The sequence below is a fragment of the Caulobacter sp. DWP3-1-3b2 genome (assembly GCF_049896325.1).
In the GTDB taxonomy this organism is placed as follows: domain Bacteria; phylum Pseudomonadota; class Alphaproteobacteria; order Caulobacterales; family Caulobacteraceae; genus Caulobacter.
Genome location: NZ_JAFCUB010000018.1, coordinates 1 through 14,608 on the forward strand (window position 1 = coordinate 1; position 14,608 = coordinate 14,608).

General features: G+C 67.8%; 13 protein-coding genes. 10 read left to right on the plus strand and 3 right to left on the minus strand.

Translation table 11 applies throughout. The features are described 5' to 3' along the window. Window positions 1–539: 539 nt before the first annotated feature. The gene (locus ACP7AG_RS12680; RefSeq protein ID WP_426031194.1) at window positions 540–2,249 is read right to left on the minus strand and encodes a hypothetical protein; all 1,710 of its coding nucleotides are present in this window, start codon (window positions 2,247–2,249) and stop codon (window positions 540–542) included. Window positions 2,250–2,477: 228 nt separating this feature from the next. Between ACP7AG_RS12680 and ACP7AG_RS12685 the strand changes: the two genes are divergently transcribed. The 5 genes from ACP7AG_RS12685 (at window position 2,478) to ACP7AG_RS12705 (ending at window position 6,088) form a co-directional block, all read left to right on the plus strand. Continuing rightward, a complete protein-coding gene (locus ACP7AG_RS12685) occupies window positions 2,478–3,185 on the plus strand; it encodes a response regulator transcription factor (RefSeq protein ID WP_426010092.1) in 708 nt (235 codons plus the stop codon). Between the two features lie 43 nt (window positions 3,186–3,228). Beyond that, the gene (locus ACP7AG_RS12690) at window positions 3,229–4,902 is read left to right on the plus strand and encodes an ATP-binding protein (RefSeq protein ID WP_426031196.1); all 1,674 of its coding nucleotides are present in this window, start codon (window positions 3,229–3,231) and stop codon (window positions 4,900–4,902) included. Further along, window positions 4,899–5,333 (plus strand): HPr kinase/phosphorylase, encoded by a 435-nt coding sequence (locus ACP7AG_RS12695; RefSeq protein WP_426010090.1) that lies wholly within the window; start codon window positions 4,899–4,901, stop codon window positions 5,331–5,333. The genes ACP7AG_RS12690 and ACP7AG_RS12695 overlap by 4 nt, the downstream gene beginning before the upstream one ends. Window positions 5,334–5,408: 75 nt before the next feature. Further along, window positions 5,409–5,813, plus strand: coding sequence for a PTS sugar transporter subunit IIA (locus ACP7AG_RS12700; RefSeq protein WP_426010089.1), 405 nt, complete (start codon window positions 5,409–5,411; stop codon window positions 5,811–5,813). Beyond that, entirely contained in the window at window positions 5,810–6,088 is a 279-nt protein-coding gene (locus tag ACP7AG_RS12705) for an HPr family phosphocarrier protein (RefSeq protein ID WP_426010087.1), read from the plus strand. Before ACP7AG_RS12700 ends, ACP7AG_RS12705 begins: the two co-directional genes overlap by 4 nt. Before the next feature lie 172 nt (window positions 6,089–6,260). On the opposite strand, the gene bioB is transcribed toward ACP7AG_RS12705, so the two are convergent. Then, on the minus strand, window positions 6,261–7,280 hold the full coding sequence (gene bioB / locus ACP7AG_RS12710) for a biotin synthase BioB (RefSeq protein ID WP_426031198.1): 1,020 nt from the start codon (window positions 7,278–7,280) through the stop codon (window positions 6,261–6,263). A gap of 111 nt (window positions 7,281–7,391) precedes the next feature. Between bioB and ACP7AG_RS12715 the strand changes: the two genes are divergently transcribed. The 5 genes from ACP7AG_RS12715 to ACP7AG_RS12735 all read left to right on the plus strand — a co-directional run bounded on the left by ACP7AG_RS12715 (window position 7,392) and on the right by ACP7AG_RS12735 (window position 13,548). Then, window positions 7,392–8,927: a CHAD domain-containing protein gene (locus tag ACP7AG_RS12715; protein WP_426031200.1), complete on the plus strand. Its 1,536-nt coding sequence runs from the start codon at window positions 7,392–7,394 to the stop codon at window positions 8,925–8,927. A 108-nt stretch (window positions 8,928–9,035) separates the two neighbouring features. After that, a complete protein-coding gene (gene ahcY, locus ACP7AG_RS12720; protein ID WP_426010082.1) occupies window positions 9,036–10,427 on the plus strand; it encodes an adenosylhomocysteinase in 1,392 nt (463 codons plus the stop codon). A 168-nt stretch (window positions 10,428–10,595) separates the two neighbouring features. Continuing rightward, window positions 10,596–11,456: a bifunctional hydroxymethylpyrimidine kinase/phosphomethylpyrimidine kinase gene (locus ACP7AG_RS12725; protein ID WP_426010081.1), complete on the plus strand. Its 861-nt coding sequence runs from the start codon at window positions 10,596–10,598 to the stop codon at window positions 11,454–11,456. A 131-nt stretch (window positions 11,457–11,587) separates the two neighbouring features. Continuing rightward, window positions 11,588–12,715: a serine hydrolase domain-containing protein gene (locus ACP7AG_RS12730; RefSeq protein WP_426010079.1), complete on the plus strand. Its 1,128-nt coding sequence runs from the start codon at window positions 11,588–11,590 to the stop codon at window positions 12,713–12,715. 23 nt (window positions 12,716–12,738) lie between these two features. Next, window positions 12,739–13,548 (plus strand): transporter, encoded by an 810-nt coding sequence (locus ACP7AG_RS12735; protein WP_426031202.1) that lies wholly within the window; start codon window positions 12,739–12,741, stop codon window positions 13,546–13,548. 142 nt (window positions 13,549–13,690) lie between these two features. Here ACP7AG_RS12735 and rarD read toward each other — a convergent pair whose 3' ends face one another. Beyond that, complete coding sequence (rarD, locus tag ACP7AG_RS12740; RefSeq protein ID WP_426010077.1) at window positions 13,691–14,593, minus strand: EamA family transporter RarD; 903 nt, start codon at window positions 14,591–14,593, stop codon at window positions 13,691–13,693. Between the last annotated feature and the right edge of the window lie 15 nt (window positions 14,594–14,608).

Here is a 14,608-nt window from a genome sequence, read left to right on the forward strand (position 1 = left end):
GGGGCGGGGGCCCTCCCCCGGCCGGGCGCGCGCCCCCCCCCCCCCGCGCCCCCCCGGGGGGCCCTTCCCCGCCCCCACACGCCAGAGCTCCCATCATGCAATGGTTTCAGGCGTGGCCTCATCCGGGGCGGATGCGGCTATCGCCGGAAGGGACGTTGTGAGCGTCCGATGGCTGACTGCCTAACGGGTCGTAAGCCGCCCTTGGCTCGCAAGGTGCGCATAAATGCAGTCCTCCTTCGCCTTGTGATCTGGCACCGACTTGCTGACGTAGGCGGCCCAACCGTCGCCAGCCTTCGTAGGTTCGAAGCTGCTTATTCCGCAACGGGATGCAGCAGCCTTGATCTGGCCAGAAGTGGACCACTTGCCAGCGTTCTCATCACCTAAAAAGCAGCCCCCCAAGGATGCGGCGATGGTTACGACTAATACAAAGCGGCCAAGCATATCAATGTTCCACGGGGCGTATGACACCATCCTTTAGGCACAAACGGAGATCGCCAATGTCTGACTAAGGTCAATAGCGAGCTTGGCACAACCAGCCCCTAAGCCGCCGCCTTGTGCATCACCATGCCCTTGAGCAAATCCATCGTCTCCGGCGAGGCGGCCAGCGCCTCGCGGGCCTCCGGGGCGCGGGCCAGTTTCATGGCCTCGAGCTTGGCCTTGTCAGCCACCGGACCTGTCGGGCCGGCTTCGCCCATGGCCAGCTTGATCAGCAAGGCCAGCTTCTGCGGCAGGGGAGCGGGCGCGCGGGCCAGCATGGCGATCAGGCGGGTGTCGGCCTCGATCATGCCGCCCACCTCGCCGATCTTGGCGCACAGCGGCTCATAGTCCTCGATCACCAGGCCCGAGCGGACCAGCGACCGTTGCAGGGCGCCCAGGGCGGCCAGCTTGGAGGCGGCGCTGTCCGGTCCCTGGCGCAGCTCGCGCTCGAAGCGCAGGGCCTGGATATTGGCCAACAGCCAGCGGGCGGCCATGCGCTTGTTGACCGCGCCCATGACGTTCTCGGCCAGGCGGATCAGCATCTGGATCTCTTCACGCGACGAGCGCTCGCGGCCGAGCAGGGCCTCGATGAACTCGCCATTCAGCAGGGTCTTGGAACGGGTGGTGAAGGCGCTGGTGATGTCCTCGGCCGGCAGGATGCGGCCGGCGGCGGCGGTCAAGCTCATGGCCAGGGCGCGCAGGTGCTCGATCTCGGATTCGGCGTCAGTGGGCTTGAGGCGGCGCACGCCGTTCAGCTCCTTGAGCACCCGATGGGCGATAGACGAGCGGACGGCGGGGAAGTCGTCGCCGGTCAGCCACTCGCTCAGGCGCTTGGCGGTGCCCGACAGGGTCGGCATGCAGTTGCGCACGCCTGCCTCGACACGGATCAGGGCCTCGACCTGGGCGCCGCCCGCCAGGCGGGTCATGCCGGCCAGGGTGGTGCCGAGGTCGGCGTTGTCGGCGCCCAGCAGGTCGGCCATGCCAGCCTTCGAGCCAATGATCTCGGCCAGGGGCTGTTCGAGGGCGGCCAGGGCTGCGGCCCTGGCGCGAGGCTCGGTGGGCGCGGCGTCGGCCAGGTCGAGCAGGCGGGCGATCTTCTCAGACCAGTTCTTGCCGGGCGCGATCGAGGCGGCGACGCCGGCCCCCAGCAGGAAGGCGCGGTCGGGATCGCTGACCAGACGCTCGGCAGCGCGGGCGAAGCCTTCCTTGTCGAGATCGGGCAGGGCACCCTTCTTGAAGGCCTTCATCAGGTTGGCGACGGTGCGCTCGACCAGGCCCTGGAAGGTGCGGATCAGTTCGTGGACCGACATGCCCCGGGCCTCGGCCTCGGGAATGGCGATCTTTTGCAGGGCGTGCTGCAGGTCGGTGCCCGAGGCTTCCAGCTTCTCGACCAGGTCGGGACGGTGCAGCAGCTCGAACGGGGTGGCGTTGTGCCGCGCCAGCCAGGCCTCCAGCAGTCGGCCGATCCGGTCGCGCGCGTGGGTGGTGTAGAGGTCGGACGGCTGGACACACAGCGGGTCCAGGTCTTCCTGGACCTTCTTGGGCTTGCCGCCATCGACCTGGCCCTTGGTGAAGATCGAGATCGACTTGTACTCACGGGAGTCGTTGTCGAGGGTTTCCTTGGTCACCCTCACGGCGATCGCCCGGCCCTGCTGCAAGGTCTCCTCGGCGACGGCCAGGGCGTGGGTGCGGATCTCGGTCGCCATGTCGAGCGTCCACTGCGCGCCGGGCTTGCGGCGCACAAACAGCTCATAATGGACCTGATCACTCATGGGCTAAAGGGCTCCCCGGGGCTCCGTTATGGGATACGAGACCTTAAGGCGAAGTTGCCGGGATACCGCGCCTGAAGCGCTTGGCCGCATTGGCGCCACGCTGGAGCCGCAAAAGATCGCGAAAGCTTGGCCGCCTCCCAAGGCGCCATGGGCGTTGCAGGCGCGTTGTACGGGGGCTCGTCGCCCGATAGTATCGGCGGGAAGACTCGAAAGGACCGATAAGGCTCGATGGCCGATATTACTCTCATCGACGACGACGAGAACATCGTCGCCTCGGTTTCGCTGGCCCTGGAAAGCCATGGCCATGTGGTGAAGGCGTATTATGACGGCGCCTCCGGCCTCGACGCGGTCGAGAGCCAGGCGCCCGATCTGGTGATCCTCGACGTCAAGATGCCCCGCATGGACGGCATGGAGGTGCTGCGCCGCCTGCGCGCCACCACCGAGATTCCGGTGATCATGCTGACCTCCAAGGACGACGAGATCGACGAAATCCTGGGCTTCAACCTTGGGGCCGACGACTATATCCACAAGCCGTTCAGCCAGCGCCTGCTGCTGGAGCGGGTCAAGGCCGTGCTGCGCCGGGCCCGCCCAGAGGAAGACGAGCCGGGTGTCGCGCCGGGCTCGCCCAATTCCAAGATCATGAAGCGAGGCAAGCTGACCCTCGACTCGGCGCGCCACGACAGCCTGTGGGACGGCAAGCCGGTGCGCCTGACGGTCACCGAGTTCCTGCTGCTGCAGTCCCTCGCCCAGCGCCCCGGCTTTGTGAAGAGCCGCGACAACCTGATGGACGCCGCCTACGACGATCAGGTGTATGTCGACGACCGCACCATCGACAGCCACATCAAGCGGATGCGCAAGAAGTTCCGCCAGGTCGATCCGGAGTTCGACTCCATCGAGACCCTCTACGGCGTCGGCTACCGCTATCGCGAATCCTGATCCCGCCGTGGGATCGGAGTCCGCACAGCGGCCAAAGCGCCGATTGAGCTGGCCCAAGCTGGTTTGGCCCAAATTAGCCTGGCCCAATTTAGCCTGGCCCAATTTAGCCTGGCCCAATTTAGCCTGGCCCAGGGGTTCGCGCCTGGGCCGGCTGATCATCGGGCTCAACGTCCTGGCCCTGGCGATCCTGCTGGGCGGGGCGCTGGTGCTCAACGAGCTGCGCAGCGGGCTGATCAAGGCTCGCATCGACAGCCTGACCACCCAGGGCGAGCTGATCGCCAATGTCATCGACCTGGCCGCCACGGTCGGCGATCCCGAGCCACGGCTTGAGGCCGATCGGGCCAGCGACATCCTGCAGGGGTTGTTCATCCCTCGCTCGCAGCGCGCCCGGCTGTTCGACGCCCGGGGCAATCAACTGGCCGACAGCTATGTCGTCGCCGATCGGGTGGAGTCGCAGGCGCTGCCGCCGGCCCGCAAGCCCGGCCAGCCCGAGTTCCGCCTGCCCACCCACGATGCCGACACCAAGCCCAAGGCCGTCGCGGAGGCCCGCGCGGCCCTGATCGCCGAGATTTCCCGGGCCAGCGAGGGCGGCCCGGTGGCAGGCATGCGCCGGGCCGAGAATGGCGAGCGGGTGGTGTCGGTGTCGATCCCCATCCAGCACGTGCGGGCGGTCCTGGGGGTGCTGACACTGGAGGCCGGCGATGTCGACGAGATCATCGCTGGCGAGCGCAAGGCTTTGCTGCCCTTCGCCCTGATCGCGGTGTTCACCACTCTGATCTCGTCGTTCCTGCTCAACCGGCTGATCGCCCAGCCGGTGCTGCGCATGGCGCGCGCCGCCGACCGCGTGCGCCTGGACGGCGCGCGAGCGATCACCCTGCCCGAGATTTCTGGCCGCAAGGACGAGCTGGGCGACCTGTCGCGGGCCCTGGAAGAGATGACCGACTCGATGTCGGAGCGGATGGACGCCATCGAGCGCTTCGCCGCCGACGTGGCCCATGAGATCAAGAACCCCCTGACCTCGATCCGCTCGGCGATCGAGACCCTGGACCTGGTGTCCGACCCCGCCGCCCGGGCCCGGCTGCTGGGCATTTTGCAGCAGGACGTCACGCGCCTGGATCGGCTTGTGACCGACATCTCCAACGCCTCGCGCCTGGACGCCGAGCTGTCGCGCGAGGCGCCCAAGGCCTTCGCGCTGAATCTGCTGCTGCTGGAGGTGATCCACCTCTACGAGGCTCAGCTTCGGCCTGGCGACGCGCCGGGCAGCGTGCGGGTGACCTTCGACGACAAGGCCGCGCCGCAGCTTGTCTGGGTCATGGCGCGCGAGACTCCGATCGGCCAGGTGTTCCGCAACCTGATCGACAACGCCCGCTCGTTCAGCGCCGCCGATGGCGAGGTGCGGGTGGCCCTGGCCCGCGAGCATGGCCTGCGTGACCACCACAACCGATTGATCGTCACGGTCGATGACGACGGACCAGGCATCCCGCCCGACAATCTCGAGACCATTTTCGAGCGCTTCTACACCTCCCGGCCCAAGGGTCGGGCGTTCGGCGGCAATTCGGGCCTGGGCCTGTCGATCGCCCGCCAGATCGTCGAGGCCCATGGCGGCCAGATGATCGCCCAGAACCGCAAGGACGGGGACGGCAGGGTGGTGGGGGCGCGGTTCCGCGTCGATCTGCCCGAGGCCGGCGCCAGCCACCACGGCGGCCAGCGCGAATGATCCGCCATGCCGGCCTGATCGCCTGCCGGGTGGCCGGCGCCTGGCGCGGGGCGCTGATCGAAGGGGCGTCCGGCGTCGGCAAGAGCGACCTGGCGCTGCGGGCGCTGGACCAGGGGTTCGCCCTGGTCGCCGACGACCGCACCCTGGTCTTCGTCTCGAACGGTCGGCTCTTTGGACGCGCGCCCGACGCCCTGGCCGGGTTGATCGAGACGCGGGGGGTCGGAATCCTGTCCAGGCCTTATCGGCCGTTCTGTCCGGTGAACCTGCTGGTGCGCTGCGTGGATCGGCCGCAGGCGGTCGAACGGCTGCCCGATCCGATGTTCGAGACCTTCGAAGGCGTTGTCACGCCGGTGCTTGAGCTGTGGCCTCTGGAACCCGGCGCGCCCGGGAAAATCCGCCGCATGTTTGAGCATCTTGGAGTCGCCGAATAACAAGCGTATCAAGGCGACCCGCGCGGCCCTCCCTGGTCGTCACGGGTTATGGGGATCCCGTTTGAGAGATCAGGCATGATCGGGCTCGTGATAGTCACGCACGGGCGGCTGGCGGAGGAGTTTGTCTCCGCCATGGAGCACGTGGTCGGGCCGCAAAGCGCGGTCAAGGCCATCTGCATTGGCCCGGAGGACGACATGGAGCGTCGCCGGTCCGACATTTTGAAGGCGTGCGCGGCGGTCGATAGCGGCGGCGGCGTCATCCTGCTGACCGACATGTTCGGCGGCACGCCCAGCAATCTGGCCATCTCAGTGATGGAGCAGACCAAGGCCGAGGTGATCGCCGGACTGAACCTGCCGATGCTGATCAAGCTGGCCAGCGTGCGCCAGCGTGAGACCCTGCAGACCTGCGTCGCCCACGCCCAAGAGGCTGGACGCAAATATATCTCCGTGGCCTCCTATGTGCTCGCGGGAGAAAAATGAGTCGCATGGCGACGCGCACGGTCGAGATCGTCAACGAGCGGGGGCTTCACGCCCGCGCCTCGGCTAAGTTCGTCAAGCTGGCCTCGGGCTTTGACGCCGAGGTGACCGTGGCCCGCGACGGAACCAGCGTCGACGCCCGCTCGATCATGGGCCTGATGATGCTGGCCGCCGGCATCGGCTCGACCATCGACATCGAAGCCGATGGACCTGAAGCAGAGGCGGCGCTTGAGGCGCTGACCGAGCTGGTGGCCAATCGGTTCGACGAGGAGCGATAGCCTCTCCCTCTCCCCTTGCGGGGGAGGGTGGCCCCGCAGAGCGGGGTCGGGTGAGGGGTCGAAGGCCAAAAAAGCCGCGAAAGCCGAAAGGCCGGTCGCGGCTTCTGTCGTTCGAGAGACCCCTCATCCGGCGGCTACGCCGCCACCTTATCCCGCAAGGGGAGAAGGAAAATTACACCGCCGCCACAGATTCCGGGGCCACGGCCTTGGCGACGCCCATCGGGCGCAGGTCCAGGTCCTGGAACAGCGCGCTATCCTCGTCCTGGCCGGGCAAGGGGGTGGTCAGCAGCTTGCCGCCGACGAAGATCGAGTTGGCGCCGGCCAGGAAACACAAGGCCTGCAGCTCGCGGCTCATGTCGTCGCGGCCGGCCGACAGGCGAACCATCGATTGCGGGCACACGATCCGGGCCACGGCGACGGTTCGGACGAACTCGATCGAGTCGATCTGGCCTGCCTTGAGCACCTTGTCGCCCAGTGGCGTGCCGCTAACCGGCACCAGGCCATTGATCGGCAGGCTGTCGGGGTGGCTCGGCAGGTTGGCCAATTGGCGCAGCAGGCTGGCGCGGTCGCGGCGGGTCTCGCCCATGCCGACGATGCCGCCGCAGCAGGTGCTCATGCCGGCGTCGCGCACATGGGCCAGGGTGTCGAGGCGGTCCTGGTAGGTGCGGGTGGTGACCACGTCGCCGTAGTACTCAGGGCCCGTGTCGAGGTTGTGGTTGTAATAGTCGAGCCCGGCGTCCTTCAGCTGTCGCGCCTGGTCCGGGGTCAGCATGCCAAGGGTGGCGCAGGTCTCCAGGCCCAGGGCCTTCACCCCGCCGATCATCGCCGCCAGCCGGGGCAGGTCGCGGTCCTTCAGCTCGCGCCAGGCGGCGCCCATGCAGAAGCGCTGGGCCCCGCCGTCGCGGGCCTCGCGGGCCTTGGCGATCACGACGTCGGCGTCCATCAGCTTCTCGGCCTTCAGGCCGGTCTTGAAATGGGCGCTCTGGCTGCAATATCCGCAGTTCTCTGCGCAGCCGCCGGTCTTGACCGACAGCAACTGCGACAGCTGCACCTCGGACGGGTCGAAACCGGCCGCCCGATGCACCGAGGCGGCGTCGAACACCAGTTCCATGAAGGGCAGGTCGAACAGGGCTTCCACCTGGGGAAGCGTCCAGTCGTGGCGAGGTTCGGCGGCGAAATTGATCTGCGTCATGGCGGGCAGGTTTGGACTCGGCGATGGCGATTGGCAAGCGCGCCAAGCGCGTTCGCCCCTCGTGGCGACCCGCTTGGAGCCAAAACCCGCCGCTCCGGTTATAGTCAGGCCATGGATCACGAAATCGAGCTGAAGTTCCTGATCGCCCCGGAGGCTGCGACCGCGATCCTGGCCCGTCTCGAGGGACGGGAAGCGGTCAAGCAGCTCGACGCCACCTATTTCGACACCGCCGACCACGCCCTGCGCAAGGCGGGCTTCGGCCTGCGGATCCGCGACGGCGAGAACGGCCGCAAACAGACCCTGAAATCAGCCTCGGCCGGCGGGGTGTTCGCGCGCGGCGAATGGGAGAGCGCGGTGGTCGGCCCCGAGCCGGACCGCGACCTGCTGGCCAAGACCCCCGCCGCCCAGACCGTCAACGGTGCCGCTCTGATCCCCGTGTTCGCCACCAATGTACGCCGGGTGACCCGCATGATCGAGCGCGAGGGGGCGACCATCGAAGCGGCGCTAGACCAGGGCGAGCTGCTGGCCGACGCCCGCCGCGCCGGAGTCAGCGAACTGGAGCTGGAGCTGAAATCCGGGCCTGCCAGCGCGCTGTTCGACCTGGCCCGCGACGTCGCCGCCCACGCGTCCCTGCGCCTGTCGCTGGTCAGCAAGGCCGAGCGCGGTTACGCCCTCGCCCTGGACGAGGCGGACGGCCCGCGTCCCGAGACGCCGCTGGCCCCCAAGGCGACCACCAGCGAGGCGTTGCAGGCGCTGGGCCGGGCAGCGCTGTGCCGTCTCTGCTCCGCCGCCGAGTCCCAGCGCACGCGCCCTGGCCCTGACCGGGTGCACAAGCTGCGCGTGGCGGCGCGGCGCTTCCGCGCCCTGCTGTCGACCTTCAAGCCGCTGGCCGGTGACTCCGCCGCGCGCCACGTTCGGGCCGAGCTCAAATGGTTGGCCGACCAACTGGGCGCGGCGCGGGGCCTGGATGTGTTCATCGCCGACGTCTGGCGTCCGGCCGCCGAGAGCCAGGCCGCCGAAACGCCGGCCGAGGCGGCTGTCGACGCCGCCGCCGAGGACGAGGCCCGCACCCTGGCCGCCTTCGGCAAGGCGCTGCTGAGCGCCCAGACCCAGGCCTATGCCCAGGCCGAGGCCGCGGTCGATTCGGCTCGCTTCCGCGCCTTGGCTCTGGAAGCCGCCGCCTGGCTCGAGGCAGGCTCCTGGACCACCGACAAGCGCCTGAAGACGGTCCGCGACCGGCCCGCCGCCGCCTTTGCCGCCGACACCCTGGCCAAGGCTCGCCGCCGCATCCGCAAGGACGGCGCCGACCTGGCGGCCCTGAGTGCGGGAGACCGTCACCACCTGAGGATCCGCGGCAAAAAGCTGCGCTATGCGACGGAGGATCTCGGCGCCCTGTTTCCTGAGCATCCAAAGCGGCTGGCTCGGTTCGTCGAGGCCACCAAGGTGTTGCAGGACAGCCTGGGTCTTCTGAACGACCTGGCGGTGCGCGAGGCCTTGGCCCGCGAGGTCGCCCTATCCAGCGAAGACCCTGAAGCCGCCTTCGCCGCCGGCCGCCTGACGGCGGGCGGACCTGAACGCGAAGCCGAGCTGCTCGCCGACGCCCAGGGCGCCTATGTCACCTTCGCCGAGGCTAAAAGGTTCTGGTGACCCATCTATTTCCGGGCATATAAAGAAATCCTTATGCCTTAATTGCGAGAAGGGCGTGGGCGGGGTATAGACCCCGCAAGACCTTCCCCCGACTGCAGGAGCCCGACCGTGGCCGACTACATCGTCAAGGACATCTCGCTCGCCGATTTCGGCCGCAAGGAAATCGACATCGCCGAGACCGAAATGCCCGGTCTGATGGCCACCCGCGCCGAATATGGCCCGGGCCAGGTGCTGAAGGGCGCCCGTATCGCCGGCAGCCTGCACATGACCATCCAGACCGCCGTGTTGATCGAGACGCTCACCGCGCTCGGCGCCGACGTCCGCTGGGCCTCGTGCAACATCTTCTCGACCCAGGACCACGCCGCCGCGGCCATCGCCGCCTCGGGCGTGCCGGTCTTCGCCTTCAAGGGCGAGAACCTGGTCGAGTACTGGGAATACGCCCACAAGATCTTCGAATGGTCGGACGGCGGCTATCCGAACCTGATCCTCGACGACGGCGGCGACGCGACCCTGCTCTGCGTGCTGGGCCCCAAGGCTGAGAAGGACCCGACCCTTCTCAACAATCCGCAGAACGAGGAAGAAGAAGCCCTCTACACCGTGATGAAGCGCTATCTGGCCGAGAAGCCGGGCTTCTACACCGCGATCCGCGACGCCATCGGCGGCGTGTCGGAGGAAACCACCACGGGCGTCCACCGCCTGTACCAGATGGCCGCCAAGGGCGACCTGCCGTTCCCGGCCATCAACGTCAATGACAGCGTCACCAAGAGCAAGTTCGACAACCTCTACGGCTGCCGCGAATCGCTGGTCGACGCCATCCGTCGCGGCACCGACGTCATGCTGTCGGGCAAGGTCGCCGTGGTCTGCGGCTATGGCGACGTGGGCAAGGGTTCGGCCGCCTCGCTGCGCCAAGGCGGCGCCCGCGTGATCGTCACCGAGATCGACCCGATCTGCGCCCTGCAGGCGGCGATGGAAGGCTATGAGGTCCAGACCCTGGACGACGTGGCCGGCCGCGCCGACATCTTCGTCACCGCCACGGGCAACAAGGATGTCATCACCGTCGACCACATGCGGGCGATGCGTAACAACGCCATCGTCTGCAATATCGGTCACTTCGACTCGGAAATTCAGGTCTCCGGCCTGAAGAACTTCAAGTGGGATGAGATCAAGCCGCAGGTCCACCACATCGAGTTCCCGGACGGCAAGAAGATCATCCTGCTGTCGGAAGGCCGCCTGGTGAACCTGGGCAACGCGACGGGCCACCCCTCGTTCGTGATGTCGGCCAGCTTCACCAACCAGACCCTGGCCCAGATCGAACTGTGGACCAACAGGTCGGCCTACAAGAACGACGTCTACACCCTGCCCAAGCACCTCGACGAGAAGGTCGCCCTTCTCCACCTGGCCAAGCTGGGCGCCAAGCTCTCCAAGCTGCGCCCCGACCAGGCTGAATATATTAACGTCCCGGAAAACGGCCCGTTCAAGCCGGACCACTACCGCTACTAGACTTCGCCTCCGGGTGAAGTCTGAAAGGCCCGCTGCGGAAACGCTGCGGGCCTTTATTCGTGGCGAGTGTTCAACCGCGATCAATTGATACCGACGTTCTCTCACCTAAGCGTCACCATTGCACGATCGCCCTATTCAACGTCGCATTGCTCGGCTAAGCGCTTGAGAATGCCGCTAGCCTTGATCATCTCCAGCCATGTCGCCGGCAGCCGGGTCGGCGCGTCGGCCCAGGCCTCCGCTCTCGTACAGTTCCGCATCGATTCGATGATCGTGCCGACCGTGCTGTATGGCCGCCATCCCGGCTGGGGCATTCCGGGCGGGGCGCCCGTGCCGATCGAACTGGTCGAGAGCATGCTCGACGGCATCGAGGCCAATGGGCTGTTTGGCCAGACCGACATGGTCATTACCGGCTATTTCGCCAGCGCCGCCCAGGTCCGCGCTGCGGCCCGAACCATTGACGCCGTGCGTGCCGCGCCGCGCGACAACGCGCCTCAGGGCGGCGTGGTCCGCAAGCCAACCGTCATCGTCGATCCCACCCTGGGCGACGCCGGCAAGGGGCTGTATGTGCCCGCCGAGGTGGCCGAGGCCGTCGCGGCCGAGCTGATCCCGCGCGCCGATGTCGTGGCCTGCAACGCCTGGGAGCTGCAGCACTTGACCGGAACCGACGCCCGCGAGCCCCAGGCCGCCGTGCGCGCCGCGCGTCTGCTGAACAAGCCGACCCTGGTGTCGTCCGTACACAGAGGAAGTGAGATCGGCGTGGTCTATGCCGACCGCAAAGAGGCCTGGTTGGCCGCCCACGCCAAGGCCGAACGCTCGCCCAGCGGCACCGGCGACCTGCTCACCGCTCTCTACGCCGCCTCGATCCTCGAAGGCCAGACTCTCTCCTACGGCTTGGCCCGCGCCGTGGGCGGCGTGGCCGAGACGGTGACGGCGGCCAATATCTGGAACGCCTCGGAGCTGCCGATCGTGGCCATGGCGGCGCGCATCAAGCAGACTTCGCCGACCGTCCGGATTGAACGGCTGGCCTAGTCCCCACCCCTCTCCCTCTGGGGGAGCAGTCGCGAAGCGACTGAGGGCTATGGATCGCTTCCGAGCTCACTCCCCCCTCCGGCCCTTCGGGTCACCTCCCCGACGGGGGGAGGACCTGCTAAACCCTCCCCATGACCGTCGACATCACCGGCTTCTGCCCCGACCGCTTTTCCGCCGTCCGCGACGCGTTCGCGGCCAATTTCGAGAACCATGGCGAACTCGGCGCGCGCTTCAGCCTGGCGATCCAGGGCGAGGTGGTCGTCGACCTGATGGGCGGCCACGCCGACCGCAAGCACCAGGTCGCCTTTGGCCCGGACACCCTGACGCCGCTGTTTTCCACCACCAAGGCCGTGGCGGCCCTGCTGATCGCCCGCCTCGTCGACCAGGGCCGGCTGACCTACGATCAGACCGTGGCCTCGGTCTGGCCGGAGTTCGCCCAGGCCGGCAAGCAGGACGTCACCGTCGGCCAGGCGATGTCGCACCAGGACGGGCTGTCGGGTTTTCTGGACGAGCAGGATCCCGCCCTTTGGTACGACTGGGACGCCACCTGCGCCAAGCTGGCGGCCATGGCGCCGCTGTGGCCGATCGGCTCGGCCAGCGGCTATCACCCCGTGACCTTCGGTTTCACGGCCGGCGAGATCTTCCGCCGGGTCGATGGTCGGACCATGGGAACGGCGCTGCGCGAGGACCTCGCCGAGCCCTTGGGCCTGGACCTGTGGATCGGCCTGCCCGACAGCGAGCACGCCCGCTGCGCCGAGCTGATGCGGCCCACGGGCCTGCCACGGTTCGGGGCGATGAACGATGCGGTGAAAGCCGCCTTCATGACCAAGTGGGCGGCCCCCGGCGGACGTGGCACGGCCGACTGGCGACGGGCCGAGATCCCCTCGGCCAACGGCCATGCTACCGCGCCAGCGCTCGCCCGGCTGATGGGCGCCCTGGCGTCGGGAGGCGAACTGGACGGCGTGCGGGTGCTGTCGCCCGAGGCGGTCGCCATGGCCAGCGCCGAGCGCATCGTCGGCCAGGACCTCGTCCTGCCGTTCGTGATCAGCTGGGGCGCGGGGTTCATGCGCAATACGCCCAACTTCTTCTATGGCCCGACGCCGGAAGCCTTCGGCCACAGTGGCTGGGGCGGCTCCTGCGCCTTCGCCGACCCGTCGCGCGGGGTGTCGGGGGCCTATGTGATGAACAAGCAGGGCACGGAACTGATTGGCGACCCGCGAGCTGTTCGGCTGATCCAGGCGGCCTATTCGGCGCTTTGAACGGCTTTCAGGGGAGCGACCCGATGCGAAGACTTTTTACGGCCACGACCCTGTCTCTGCTGGCGATGGCCGGCGGCGCTCGCGCTCAAGACGCCACCCGCGATTTCTGCGCCGACCGGCCCGGCAAGGGCTCGCCGCCCTGCGTTCTTGATGTCGGGCGCTTCCAGGCCGAGCTGGGCGTGGCCGACGGCGCCTGGAGCCGGGGCGGCGGGACCTCCACCGTAGACACCGCCTTTGGAGATTTGGAGCTGCGCCTGGGCCTGACCCCGACGGTCGAGGGACAGGTCAGCTGGACGGCGCATGAGCGCATCCGCGACGAGGATCGGACCAGCGGCGCGGTCTCGACCGTCTCGGGCGCCGGCGACCTGAACCTCGGCCTACGGTGGTCGCTGAAGAACCCCGGCGGTGACGGCGTCTCGATCGCCTTGCAGCCGTTCGTCACCGCGCCCGTCGGGTCCGATGGGATCGGCGACGGCGCGTGGCAGGGGGGCCTGATCGCTCCGATGTCGCTGCCGTTGAACGCCGACTGGTCATTGGCCCTGTCACCCGAGGTTGACGCCCGGGCTGATGGGGACGGTAGCGGCCGCCATCTCGGCTATGCGGCATCCGTGGGCGTCGGGCGCTCGATCGGCCCGTTCGGCCTGGGCGTCGAACTATCGGCCGATCGCGATGAGGACCCGTCCGGTCACGTCACCGAGGCCAGCTTTGACCTGACTGCGGCCTGGACGCCGAAGGCGGTTTCCGACCTGCAGCTGGACGCCTCGGCCTATGTGGGGCTGAACCACTATACCCCGGACCTGGAGCTGGCGTTCGGGGTGGCCAAGAGGTTCTAGAGCAGTTTTCGAGCGAAGTGGTTCCGGTTCGCGTGAAGAAAAATGCGTCAAAACAAAAGATTAGAGCTCAAGGCCTGACGCAGTCAGGTCGGGAAATGCTCTAGGCGCGGACGGGGACAGGCGCATGCGCCTGTCCCCAAACCTAAACTCCGCGCGTCCGCTTCCACGCTCCATAGGCGAACACCGCGACGCCCAGCCAGATGAAAGCGAAGGACAAGGCCCGCATCGGGGTGAAGGCCTCGCCCAGGGCCACGCCGATCGCGAACTGGATGGTCGGGGCGATGAACTGCAGGAAGCCCATGGCGCTGAGCGGCATGCGGCGCGCCGACCAGGCGAACAGGGCCAGGGGCACGACGGTGGCCGGGCCGGCCAGCATCAGCAGCGTCGTGACCTTGGCCGTCGCCCCAAAATGCCCCAGGCCGGCGGCTTGCAGATGCAGAACGTACAGCAGGCCGGGGAGGGCCAGATAGGCGCACTCGATGAACAGGCCGGTCTGGGCGTCGGCCTTCACCTGCTTGCGGAGGATGGCGTAGAGGCAAAAGCTGAAGGCCACGCCCAGCGAGATGATCGGCAGATGGCCCAGGGCCACCGTCTGGATCGCCACGCCGATCACCGCCAGGCCGATGGCGATCGCCCCCTCGCGGCTGATCCGCTCGCGAAACAGCAGGGCGCCGGCCGCCATGTTCATCAGCGGGTTGATGTAATAGCCCAGGCTGGCCTCGATCACGTGGCTGGCGTTGATCGCGAACACATAGATCGACCAGTTGATGAAGATGGCGGTCGTCGACAGCGCCAGGATCGCCAGGGTGCGCGGCTGGCGCAGCACGTCCATCACCTGCCGGCCTTGCCGCGCCAGCAACACGGCGAGGAAAGCCCAGGGCGCGGCCCATAGGGTACGGTGAGCGATCATCTCCCACGACCCGACGCCGAGCAGCGCCAGCAGGTGGAAGTACAGCGGCAGGAAGCCCCACATCAGGTAGCAACCCACCCCGGCGATCAGCGCCGTCCGACCCTCGTCCGGGCTTTTGCTCAAATCCGCCGTCATGGCGTCGTGTCCTGT

Coding starts and splice junctions, on each gene's coding strand:
- ACP7AG_RS12715 (WP_426031200.1), top strand. CDS start 7,392: ATGGATCACGAAATCGAGCTGAAGTTCCTGATCGCCCCGGAGGCTGCG.
- ACP7AG_RS12700 (WP_426010089.1), top strand. CDS start 5,409: ATGATCGGGCTCGTGATAGTCACGCACGGGCGGCTGGCGGAGGAGTTT.
- ACP7AG_RS12735 (WP_426031202.1), top strand. CDS start 12,739: ATGCGAAGACTTTTTACGGCCACGACCCTGTCTCTGCTGGCGATGGCC.
- ACP7AG_RS12705 (WP_426010087.1), top strand. CDS start 5,810: ATGAGTCGCATGGCGACGCGCACGGTCGAGATCGTCAACGAGCGGGGG.
- bioB (WP_426031198.1), bottom strand. CDS start 7,280: ATGACGCAGATCAATTTCGCCGCCGAACCTCGCCACGACTGGACGCTT.
- rarD (WP_426010077.1), bottom strand. CDS start 14,593: ATGACGGCGGATTTGAGCAAAAGCCCGGACGAGGGTCGGACGGCGCTG.
- ACP7AG_RS12725 (WP_426010081.1), top strand. CDS start 10,596: ATGCCGCTAGCCTTGATCATCTCCAGCCATGTCGCCGGCAGCCGGGTC.
- ACP7AG_RS12680 (WP_426031194.1), bottom strand. CDS start 2,249: ATGAGTGATCAGGTCCATTATGAGCTGTTTGTGCGCCGCAAGCCCGGC.
- ACP7AG_RS12695 (WP_426010090.1), top strand. CDS start 4,899: ATGATCCGCCATGCCGGCCTGATCGCCTGCCGGGTGGCCGGCGCCTGG.
- ACP7AG_RS12685 (WP_426010092.1), top strand. CDS start 2,478: ATGGCCGATATTACTCTCATCGACGACGACGAGAACATCGTCGCCTCG.
- ACP7AG_RS12730 (WP_426010079.1), top strand. CDS start 11,588: ATGACCGTCGACATCACCGGCTTCTGCCCCGACCGCTTTTCCGCCGTC.